Source organism: Fangia hongkongensis FSC776 = DSM 21703, assembly GCF_000379445.1.
Lineage (GTDB): Bacteria > Pseudomonadota > Gammaproteobacteria > Francisellales > Francisellaceae > Fangia > Fangia hongkongensis.
Genome location: NZ_KB902272.1, coordinates 163387 through 175206, shown reverse-complemented (window position 1 = coordinate 175206; position 11820 = coordinate 163387). Strand labels below are relative to the sequence as shown.

10 protein-coding genes are annotated in these 11820 nt (G+C 36.0%); 1 reads left to right on the top strand and 9 read right to left on the bottom strand.

The features are described from left to right. Together A37Q_RS0112275 and A37Q_RS15445 are read right to left on the bottom strand one after the other, a co-directional pair. Positions 1–217: IS1/IS1595 family N-terminal zinc-binding domain-containing protein (locus A37Q_RS0112275; protein WP_018300579.1), on the bottom strand; the 217-nt coding region annotated here is incomplete at its 3' end. A gap of 290 nt (positions 218–507) precedes the next feature. After that, positions 508–891 (bottom strand): DUF4156 domain-containing protein, encoded by a 384-nt coding sequence (locus tag A37Q_RS15445; RefSeq protein ID WP_035405305.1) that lies wholly within the window; start codon positions 889–891, stop codon positions 508–510. 196 nt (positions 892–1087) lie between these two features. Between A37Q_RS15445 and A37Q_RS0112265 the strand changes: the two genes are divergently transcribed. Then, positions 1088–1738 carry a helix-turn-helix domain-containing protein gene (locus A37Q_RS0112265; protein ID WP_018300577.1) on the top strand — a complete coding sequence of 217 codons (651 nt, stop codon included), beginning with the start codon at positions 1088–1090 and terminating at the stop codon, positions 1736–1738. Positions 1739–1824: 86 nt separating this feature from the next. On the opposite strand, the gene A37Q_RS0112260 is transcribed toward A37Q_RS0112265, so the two are convergent. The 7 genes from A37Q_RS0112260 to A37Q_RS0112230 form a co-directional block, all read right to left on the bottom strand. After that, positions 1825–3558, bottom strand: a complete 1734-nt coding sequence (locus A37Q_RS0112260) for a hypothetical protein (RefSeq protein WP_018300576.1) — start codon at positions 3556–3558, stop codon at positions 1825–1827. 253 nt (positions 3559–3811) lie between these two features. Then, entirely contained in the window at positions 3812–4507 is a 696-nt protein-coding gene (locus A37Q_RS0112255) for a hypothetical protein (RefSeq protein ID WP_154648698.1), read from the bottom strand. 10 nt (positions 4508–4517) lie between these two features. After that, the gene (locus tag A37Q_RS0112250; protein ID WP_018300574.1) at positions 4518–7352 is read right to left on the bottom strand and encodes a DotA/TraY family protein; all 2835 of its coding nucleotides are present in this window, start codon (positions 7350–7352) and stop codon (positions 4518–4520) included. After that, positions 7352–7798, bottom strand: coding sequence for a hypothetical protein (locus A37Q_RS15975; RefSeq protein ID WP_018300573.1), 447 nt, complete (start codon positions 7796–7798; stop codon positions 7352–7354). Before A37Q_RS15975 ends, A37Q_RS0112250 begins: the two co-directional genes overlap by 1 nt. Before the next feature lie 15 nt (positions 7799–7813). Further along, a complete protein-coding gene (locus A37Q_RS0112240; protein WP_018300572.1) occupies positions 7814–8422 on the bottom strand; it encodes a DotI/IcmL family type IV secretion protein in 609 nt (202 codons plus the stop codon). Further along, positions 8419–8877, bottom strand: coding sequence for a type IVB secretion system protein IcmW (locus A37Q_RS0112235; RefSeq protein ID WP_018300571.1), 459 nt, complete (start codon positions 8875–8877; stop codon positions 8419–8421). Before A37Q_RS0112235 ends, A37Q_RS0112240 begins: the two co-directional genes overlap by 4 nt. Continuing rightward, positions 8870–11815 carry a hypothetical protein gene (locus A37Q_RS0112230; protein ID WP_154648697.1) on the bottom strand — a complete coding sequence of 982 codons (2946 nt, stop codon included), beginning with the start codon at positions 11813–11815 and terminating at the stop codon, positions 8870–8872. Before A37Q_RS0112230 ends, A37Q_RS0112235 begins: the two co-directional genes overlap by 8 nt. Positions 11816–11820: the final 5 nt, after the last annotated feature.

The window sequence follows — 11820 nt, the reverse complement described above, 5'->3', positions numbered from 1 at the left end:
TATCACGAATACCACTACCATTGTTGCACATATCAATAATCTTTTCTTTTGTCTCAGGAAGCCTGCCTTTTGCTTTATATTCAAGCTGAAAGTATTTGCCACAATCTTGGCATTTATACTTCTGAACTCCCTCAGGGTTTGACTTTATCCTATGCCTACCAGCCTTTACTGTATTATTGGATTTACATAGCCTGCAAGTAACGTCAATTTTTGCCATTTTTGATTGAGCATTTTACACGGAGTTAAGACAAAGTAAAACACTACCAAATTTTTAATAATCTTAGTGTTTTATAAAAGATAACCAGTATTAAATTTCGAGGAAGCTCCCTCAAGATAAAATAACATCTCCATAAGGATCGATTGTTATTTTTACCCTAATATTTTATGACACCCGATGTCAAAGCCATAAAACATGAAAATGCCCAACTAGGTACAGTGGTATAAAAAATTGCTGTTATTGGAATCATACTTTGGATGACCAGACAAACTGCGAGTCATAGTGACCTTTTATTGTGAACATCTATAAGCCACGGCAGATAGCGCAGGCATTCTTGTAAACTCAAAGATTCCAAGCAAACTGCTTTGGCGATACTCATAATGCAAGACCTGAACATAATTTGCATTAAGTGTCTGTGCTCTATTTCTAAGCAAACTATAGGCAGATTGAACCTGATTATCATTGGAGGTAAACATATCTCTAAACAACCAACTATCGACAGCTTCAATTGGCGCGATATACCGACACTTTTCTTTTGGTTTATTTTTTGAAATTTCAATCATACTTGCTTTAGGTTCAAGCTTGATTGGTGATAAGATTGAGCAGCCTGTTAATGCAACAGCTGCAGCCATGATTATTACCCAGTTTATTCTTTTATAAATACGTTGCTCCATTTTCTCTCCTTCACATAGTTTCATCGCTCTATACTCAAGCATAGCAAGCTTTCTATCACTATGACAGGCCCCGTTATACAGACAAGTAAAATCCATATTTTTTGTAATTTTCCTGACTTACAAAGCTGTATTTTCTCTTGTTATACTCTACAAGGTTAACGGAAAATCAATTTGATACTTGGGGAGTAATCGGTATATGTGTTCAAAATTTGCTTACTTCGAGAAAGATGCACATGGAAGACTTATTAATATTAATGATGTATATCTAAAGTACCTTGGCCATAAAAATATTGACAGAGTGATTGGACGTCAGGAGGTTGAAATCAGTGAACTTAGACCTTTTCACAAACTCTATTCCATTGGAGAGCGAGAAGTTCATCTATTTAAGGGAATATCAATTCATAAAGAGTTATTTTATTTCAATGATGTTGGCATACAGCCTATTATTACAACACGCCACTATGTTAATCAAGATGATATTTATATCAAAGGGTTTTTCTTTAAACTCCATGAATCACCGACTGTTTGGGATGGTAAAAACCTGATTATTTTAAACTATTTTCGCCCGGTAAAGCTCTCTTTATTAAAATTCTACGTACTGAGCTTACGCTGTAGGGGCGTAAGTAACCTTGAGATCGCTAATTATATATTTCGCGCAGAATCAACCGTTCGAAACATTATCCAAGGGCTTTATACTGACTTTGAGGTCTATGATTTTGTTACACTGGCACGTTATTTTAATTTAGGACAATGGTTAAATGAAACAAGTTTATCCCTCCTTGATAAACGCTTTGGTTTGACAAAAGAACCTCCTAAAGAATCCACTACTAATGCAGCACTTCTTTAATAGGCATTACGCCCTATAGATTCTAATTCTTATGCACTTATTGTGTACGTAAGATATGTTACAGAATACTAGACCACATTAACTTTTTAAGCTGGAGCCCCTGGTAAATTAATATTTTTGTCTCCAAAATGGATCATAGAGCAAATGTCAGCTTGACCTTTATTTTTACAGTTAGAGGAAACTAAATTGCCATTTTGATCTCTATTCAGATTAAAAGAGACTCCCGGACTATATAACGTTACAAAACAGCTTTTGTTTCTATTGAATAGAATATCAATAGCGGGTTTACCAAGCTGATAAGAAACAGGTTGCTGACAAGCAAATCCCGTAGTCAGCCCCCAACCCGCGCCAACATATATATGATAATCAGTATTCACAGGTTTACTACTACCTCCTGGAAGATTGACTGAAGTTTGATTAACGGTAATATTATCACAAACTGCTCCATGACAATTCTCTAATCTAAGTGCCCCACTTGTCATTTTTCTCAAACTAAATGTGGTGTCTGGATTTGTAAGTGTCACATTACACTCGTTTGCATTATTAAAAAGAGCAGCTAAAGCAGGCTCACCTGGTTTATAAGTTTGCTTTAATCCACAAATAACACCCGTTGTTACCCCCCAGCCTCCTCCTGGAATAATATGATACTTACTATCAAGTGGCTCCTTTGGACGCGTATAATGTCTCGTATCTGGCAGCTGTTTAGTACCCCCAACGTCAATTTGCATTCCTCTAAAGTCTTTAACCTGTATATTGCCAATTGAGTCATCAATAGAAAATGCATAGACTTGCAAATTTAATGCTTTTTGTCCATGAATAAAAGTAACGTATGGGTTAAGGTTATAGTTACTATCGTAAGCTGGAAATAAATATTTTTTATGTAATATCCCATCATTTTTGTCAGCAACACCACGTAATAACCCAATAACTTTACTACCAATATCATGTGTTAAATATGCCCAATTCTTACCATCTGGAGCAAAGTTAACATAACCAATAATATGTTTAATTAAATCTGCATCAGAAGGGTTATGCACACCATTTTCATTTGCATTTTGCTTAAAGGCATTCATGACGGCTTTAACCGAATCTGCAAACGCTTTGCACTCTGAAAAAGAGCGCCCATGAGGATTATTAAAGCAAATTTCACTAGAACTTGTATCATACCAATATAACCAACGACTAATTAGCCTTTGCCTAAGTAAATTTGCCTTTGCCTGTGGTAGATCAGAATCTAAGGTCAAAGCAAACAAGTTATATCCGCTTGGAATTTTTGATTCGTTACCTGTAAACTTAGGCCAACCTGTTTGAAGTGAAAATGTATCTATTTTACTTTGTAATTGTAATTTTTCTATACTTGATGGCATCCCAACCCAACCAAATGTTTCCCCTTTTGTACTACCAATAGCCTCAACTGCTAAAGAAATAGTATTAAGTGAGTCAACTGCTGAAAAATCATAATCAACCATTGGAGCTGTCCCTTGAGCATTATTTGTAAAGGTATATTCAACAAGTTGATACCTTCCTCCAAGTTTCTTTGACTGATTCACGACATCTGCTCTATCTGATATATAGACACGCCCTGCTTTCCAGCAAGTTTGTGTAAGTTCAAACGTGTGAGAACTTCCTGGCAAAATCCCTTTTTGTAATGCTTTTGGCATACATGTACTATCTCCTGTGATATAAGGATAAATGATTGAATTTGGAAGATCATTTGATATTTTAATTGGCATCGTTATCTCTGATTTTGAGATATTTGCGATTGCTAAGGAATGCAATGATAAGCTAATTAAGCTTGTCAATAAAAACTTCTTATTCATAGTTATATTTCCTTTGGTTATAGAACTCCTGACTTTCAAATTAATGACGTATATCAGGAGTTCTTCATTACACAGTTTACTTGCAGGACTCAGTTTAAAAAAAACTTATTGTGAAGACGGATAAATGAATATTTTTATCATCATTCTGTCTAAGATTTTATTGTTTCTAGTGAAAAAAACACCAATATACGATCAATATGTAGTCAAATATAGAATTAAATATCAAGCCAAACTAAATACCTCAGAAAAGTATTTAAAAAATATTAAAATCATTAGTATCGCTGTCTAGCTCTACCCAAGGACAACTTGGATTTCCAACACTGGTTCTTTGACAAAAAAATGTTACTGAGTTATTCATATATTTATAGCCAATATTACCTGTACACTGAACTTCCTTAGTATCATTATTAATTGTACAACGCCCTGGGTTTACACTGAAAGTATACGTATACATACTTCCTCGTCTTTGTACGGTTACTTCTCCCAAACCAATTGCATTCGCTGAAAAAGGGCAAGATGCAATAAGAAGATCAGGAGTATTTCCTACTCTATTATTCCAATGATTTTCAGTATCAGACAGCATAACATTTCCTGTTACTTGTGATATTTCCATATGATTTCTTACGCCACCACGAGTGCTATACAAGCGTATTTCAAATCCGCCTACCGCCACACTCGAATCTTTAACTTTAAATATAATATCATAATATTCTTTTTTCGGTTCTTTATAATCTGAAAAATAAATTTTTTGCGTCTTACCTTGCTCTATATTAATACTAGGATCAGAGTGATAAGATTCCTCGCTCTTGCCCTTATACTGATAAGTAATAGGATAATTACATGAGTTTGTAATCTGCATATATATACCTGCTTCTGAAAATCCCAACACGGGAATACAACAAAGCAAAAAAAATATTCTAACTAGATAAAAAGAACTGCGACTTATCAATATATCCTCCTTAATTATCATCAATTTGAGCCCTTGGAGCCCGATTATTCTTACTTTTATCTGCTCTTCTATCTTTATCGATTTGTCCAGCAGCTTGAGAAGTTGAAGCTCCTGAGTTTTGTGATTCCTTTGCAATGTCACCACTTTGTTTTGCATATTTATCTACTGTCTGGGTTGCTGAGCTCGCCATCGACTGGGCTTGCTGAGAAGTTGTTGACTTTATCTCTTGCATCTCCTCAGCACCAGCACGTTCATTTTGCCCTCCCCCAATCCACATTAAAATTTTATCAGGGAGAATATAAATTAAAGAAAAGCATTTATAAAATGCCATTGAAAGAAAAGTGGCATACATTAAAACCAGTAGTAAATTAAATGAACCTGTCACATAACTATCATTGGATGCACCATGCATACTACTTAATTGTGTTGCAACAACATGGAACCCTTTTGCCGATGCACTAATAATAACGTAGGTTAAAACCATCGCGGTAATAATGCCGACAATCATGAGAACAGGTCTTAACACCAAGCTTAGCATAATTTGTACCCCTGACTCTGCCTTACCAAATACTTCGTGGCCTTCGGGATAGACAATACCAAGCGCAACAATGGGGGCGGCAACTAATGCTTCAATGACAAGAAGCAGCCATGCCATTTTTCCTGCCCAAAATAAAATAAAGGGTGTCATTGGTATAACAAGTGCAAATAGCACACCTATTCCAAATAACGCCATCAAGACAAAAAAAACCAAAGGGAGCCATACCAATGATGCTGATAGAGCAAGCATTTGTGCAGATATTAGGACTTGCAGGGCTGCATTTCCAACTAATGCAATTGTTGGCCCTGTCGATATCCACGGAATAACTGACGATGCAAGTGCAAGCGCTGAGGTTGCTGTTTGTACAGCCATTACTGTCGCTATCTCTCCTGCAGTGTGGCGCCATATCTTTCCTGTAACATCTCTAAGAGAATCAATTGTCATTTTAATAATTGACTTCCCTAAGCCTTGAAGCTCGCGAATCATTGAGTAATGCTGGGATGAATCACCCGTAGCACTATCGCCAAAGTTATAGATTTGGCTTAAGATACTGCTTGCACCTGAGCTAATCGAGAGCTTGCTAAAAATTTCATTTAAAAATAATTGGGCAGGCTCTGCAACATTAGTAACCATGTTACCACCATGAGCAAAACTCACTTTGTTTATTTGAAAAAAGCGCATTAGATAAAGAAGCTCTGTCACTTCTTTGGCTTCATTTTCTATATTATTACCATTAAACGCAGCATCTATAATAATAAAATATTTCCCAAGGCCGGCTGGCAAGGAGGAAGGAATTATGTTTTCTATCAACGTTTTACAGCTGTCGTCTTTATTGGTATGTGGATATAGTCCTTTAGACAACTCACTGCAATTCACTTTTGCTTCCGTTAAGATATGTTGGAATTTCTGGATGAATTTATCCATCTTATATGCAACGACTTTATCTGCTTTTGCATCTGGTAAAACATGGATAGGTAGTAGTTCAGTCGTTTGCACCTTATCTGAAGGGCTTGGCGTGACACGATAATGCAAATCCCCTGAGCCTGCTTTTTTTGAAAGTGTATCGACATCATGTGTTTGATAAATATATTCAAGTGACACACCACTTTTATGCAGCTGAATGACACTATTTGTACTACCTTGCATCATGCGATTAAAAATCGCAAAGTTACTATAAAATGCACTTAAATTCTCTGCTAATGTATTATCAAGTGTAAAATACTGCTGATCTGCATTCCACCAATCGTTATTTTTATCTAAATTATTGCTATCCACGCTTAACTGCTGTTCCTGATCCTCAAGCTGATTTTTAAGTCCCTTTAAAATTGCTGATGAAATTGCATCCAGCGTAGGGACTTTGGGCGCTGTACTTGAAAATTCAGGAAATCTAGCTGAATAATCAAGCTCTGTATTTGCAATTAATGGAATCAGTTCACAAGCCTCCCCTTGTTTACAATACGCTGCTAGCGCACCTGACACCTCAGTTGTATCCGGAGCTGTATTAGGCACACTAAACTGATACTGATTAATAATGTTTGTAACGCGAGTCTGGTTATAACTACTCCCAAAAACATTTGTCCAAGAAAGCATGCCCTGCTTTAGATAGTCTATCACTGCAAGGTTAATCTCAGTTTGACCTCTATTATTTATTTTTTTAAAAAAAGGGTCGACTGTGCTTAATCCAACGGATTGAATGTTATTGGCAATCTCTTTTCCCGCTATAGCTACCGTCATCTGATCAGCATCTGAGTCAATAGTTGAATGGCATAATTTCTCATCTGTGCCACCATTTGCTTTATTATTACAACCACCATTTTCTAGCAAAATATGGTTAGTATGGTTTGCTAATAAATATGCGGCCATATTGGTTTTAAGTCCATTAACAATATCAACACCCATAATAGCAGGAATATTATTCTCCTTAATATCATGATTTGTCATATCCCACACGTAATTGGCAAAGTTGATACTGACAGCAACCATTAAAAACACCAGATACTGTGCGATACAAAATCCAGACTTTAGAGGAAATGCACAAGCAGAGCCAAGAATAACACGTAAAGAAATCCAATGTGTACTCCAGTTTTTACCCAAAAACACCCCATCTCGAGCAGTATTAATTGTCCCAATGACTAATACAAAGGCATAAATAGCAATGACAGCCATTAAAATACCACTGTTAAAATAGTATAACAGTGTTCGTATTGCTGTATCGTTGCTACTTCCAATCAGAGCATCTGACGGTATGCTAACACTGAAGATTTGCGTTAAAATATCCCATGCACTCCAGCTTTCTGTCACTGCCATTACTCTTCTCTCCCTTTTTCTTTAAGTGAAAAGGTATCTCTAAACCACTCTTTAAATGTACAACCCAGCTTTTGCGTTTTTAACTGGTATTGCCAAAAATGGAATTTAAATGCATGCGCTAATAGCATCAGTAAAACACTAAATGCCACAAAAGCGACTAGAATATTGCCATGAATAAACAGATAGAATATATAAAGACCATCAAGCCAAGCTAAAAATAAAAAAACATTGCAAAGAAAACGAAATTTTTTCTGGAGCATCTGCTGCTTTTTCTTATCAACTCCAATGTTCTCTAGCTCTTCAAAGCGCATATTAGATTTGGGTTTATTCAAATGAAAAATATTATAAATAGTACGAAAAATATATCTTTGCTGACGGTAGATGGCATTTAATAAGAACATCTTCTTCGTTCGTTTGAAATACTCTTTTTTCTTTTTATGCGCCACACCCCACCTCCAACTTTATTGATTCACTTGAATAATCTGTGAAATAGCAAAAAGATTATTGCCACTTCTTGTTGCTTCAACTGTCAGCTCAACGATTGCTTTTAGATTCCCTGATATTTCTCCTTTATTGAAATTAATCAAAAGTGGAACCTGTAACTTCCAACTTCGTATACCAGAAACTAAACCAACAGCGGTAACTACTGGCGGACCTTCAAGCACAGAGGACTGAACAATCTTTTCTTTAACAATTTTGTCAACAATCGGCGTAAAAGCGACATTAAATGATTTCCAGCCACTATTTGTAAACAGTATGCGCGTTGATAACATCTGTTGTTTATAGTTCAAAAAATCTAGCGCATAGAGCCTTGTTATATTTAAAGCCACCCAGTTAATTAGCATGCTTTGAGTAATATTGGGCATTTTGCTTGTTTTAAGTGCTAATACTTGCCCTTGTGTATTAACAGCCAAAAATTGCTCCTTCTGTTTCCCCAGAAATAATACAAAACTAATAAGCAAAATAATGTTTAAAACAATACTAATTGTGAGTATTCGAATTAATGCTCTAAAATTTTGCTTATAGAAGAATGATTTTTCAACCACTGCCTTAAGTGCTTTTTGATTCATAAGGCCTCTCTTTGTAAGTCATCCATAATTTCCCCCATAATTTCCACTCTAAGCTCACTAAATACTCTTGCTAGCGTGACATTTTTCTCAAAGCTTTTGCATCTGGATTTGAGCGTTTGATATTGACCTTCCTCACTCATTTTTTGATACATTTTCTGAAAAAAACCACCATTTCTTTGGTGAAGGTTTTGCATCATATACATCACGATACTTGTCGGCAGTTTCTTACAGATGCCAAGTGTTTCCTGAAGATATTCTTCTTTGGCTGGCAATTGGGATAATGCAATACAAAAACGCTCAAGATCATCATAGAAATTTTTAGACAGTATAATATTATTTGTTTGTAACTCTTTAGCATCATAAGCCATCATAAGTTCATTAAGAGCTGTATTTTTAAAGCGCTGCCAATAGCTTACAATCTCGTTTTGAAAGTCGTTATTTATTTGTTCACTCATGTGTAATATCCTCACTCCCAACTGCTGCTTTAACATATTGATCTAAAACTTGTTTCATTGTCAGCTCGGGGTTTTTCTTAAGCTCCAAAGCAACATAAGACTTTGCCGATCCAAAAGGAAAAGCATCCGCAAGATGTTGCAAAGTTTGATTAAATCCTATCTTTTCAATCAGTAAATCTCTAAGATATACATCTTCAGCTGTTGTAGTGAAGATCCATAGTTCATAAGCACTAAGTGATAAATTTAATAACTGAGTTGAAATACCATTAGTTGTATAAAACTGTCCAATGAAATTCATGCCCTGCCTACTGGGTCCATGGACATAAGTCTTTAAAGCATGCTTTTCTGTATTATTTAGCCCAAATGTATTAACAATTTTATTTAATTCCCCTTGATTACCTCCGCTTAATATAAAAATAGAGGTCGCGAAGCTTAGCATCATATCACTAAAATCATCAACAGATTGTGAGGCAAGCGTAATTTGGACATTCTGCTTTCTTCCCTCTCGCATGTCTGTAATGACCTGTCTTACAATTGGGGCGCAACTATTACAGCGATGGAACTCATCAAAAACAATTCGCTTAGGGATATTTAGCTGTGCCTTAAGTGCCACAGCATGAAAGTCTATATATCGGCTATCTAAATAGGTTAAATCTTTCGCATTAATAAAAAAATAGTTCGATGTTGCATGACGCACTATCATATATGCCAAAACGCCAACACGCTCGTCTGATGAAGAAGCTGAAGACATAACAGACATTAAATCAAAAACAGCAATTTTTGCACGCACTGAAAGGCTTGTAGGGATGTTAATTGCAGGAAAACGCTTAATCGACGTTGTAATATTACGACAAAAATAGCTGATAAAGTTTTCCCCATTTCCAACTTCAACGTTTTGATATAAATCAAGAATGCTAGAATGATTGACAGATATAATTAAATCACTCAATAAGGGCATTGCATACCTTTGCGCAATAGACGCACCTATCGTATCGCCTTGATCAAATAACTTATCTACCACTTGCCACCATGTACTTGGTCGCTGGGCATGAAAATATTTTTGAACCAGCTCATCTATGTTTGTGTCTATCCCTTGTTGATATAATTTAGGCTCTTCATTATCAGTAAATCGTGTATATAATTTATCCAAAACCAATGTTAACATTGTCTCCATACCCTCAGGCAGAGTATAAGATAAGTTCTCTAGCATCAATACCATTAAAAAGTTCGTTAAAAATGCTCTATGACTACTACTTGGGAAACGCGCACCTAAATGTGTATCAAAAGGATTAATCGCATCCTCAACACTAAATTGAAAACGATAAAACTCAGCAACATCTTGAATATTTGAAGTAGACTTAATTAAATCTACTAAGCCTTTAGCTGAGCTGCCAATATCTAATATCGTAATATAAGGCAGCGCATCTATTCCTTGAGACAAACAAGCCGCTAAATTTAAGCTATTTAGTAACACAGACTTTCCCGAGCCTGAACGTGCATAAATAAGCTCAACCCAACTGACTTGCTTGCAAGAACCACTTTGATAGGGCCACGCTTTACCATCAGGTGTACTAAATACCACCGACCCTTGATCCCAAACACAAGCAGGTCTAAAAAAAGGCATTAGCTTGATCGCATCTAATATTGGGGCACCAACAGCACCTGGAAAAACAGATGGCTTCATTGCAACCATTTGACCCATTACAATATCAAAAGGGTCACCAAAGCTTTGTGTTACCTGAGATCCTCCCCAAGATTGAACCGCACGGATAATTGCAGCCTTTCTTTTTTTCAAAAGTGTTACATCATCTTCTTTTGCCCATGTCATAAAGCTAATAGATAAACTCACAACTGGCTTATCACTATTTTCATTAATATGCTTTAGCAGCTTATGTGCATTCATAATTAGTTTATTTTCATGGCTACTAAAAGTGAGAAACTGTGCAATCAACGCCTTTGACTGACTGATTTTCACGCCATTTGCTAATAAAGTGAAGCTACACTGCCAAGGAATATCACACTCCCTAAGTGAGCTAAAAAGTCTATAAAATGGCTGAATATTTTTAGGAAAAAGTATCATGCTTATCGGCGCATAACGATACTCTCCGATAATGCACTCCGATAAGTTCACATTTTCCGCTGGCTCATCCATCAACTGATCAGATAAACTTGGCCATAACCATTTACTCCACTCATTTGTGCTTGCTTTAGGGTAAATTGCATCGCAAGGCAAAGCTGCTTGCCAATCATCAGCTGTTATAGGGAAAAGCTGATGCTTTATAATCGCTAATGCCTCATGAACACTTTGAACCTCAAGTCTTATCTTAAGCATTTTCATTGCATCTATAATTGTATCAATAGCTGCAATATGTTGTATTTGTACCTCTCTTAAAACGTGCAAGAAGTGCTGTGCAGAAGCTGAAATTTTAAGTGACTTATTTTTGAATTTTTTCCCTTTCTCTTTGTAGGCTGTTTTACGTTCAAAGGAGCTAATTATCTGTGGCGAAGTCCAAAGCACAAGGTAGCATTTTTCAGTAGTTAAGCGTTTTGACAAACTTTTTTCCTGATATGAAAATAATGTTTTAAAATCAAGATCTACTCTTTTAGCACAAGCTTTTGCCGGTGAAAGTATTTTATTAATATCCTCTTTAGTCATCGCATCGTCATAGCGAAAAAAACACTTAAGTATCATCCCCTTTCTCTTCAATAAGGGTGAAAAGATTAAAGTCAACCTATCACTTATATCAAGATACTCTTCTTCACTAACCATTTGAGATACACCACAAACTTCAAATACAGTTGATAAACTGCCATCCTTATTAATCAAAGTGATATCGTCATATGCACTTTCAAGCTCGCAGTACTGAGATGCATTTTTCTTAGCTAATTTATTCAGCCAAGCAAACATTCCTTCCCAAGTACTATAAATAAACTCCATCCTAA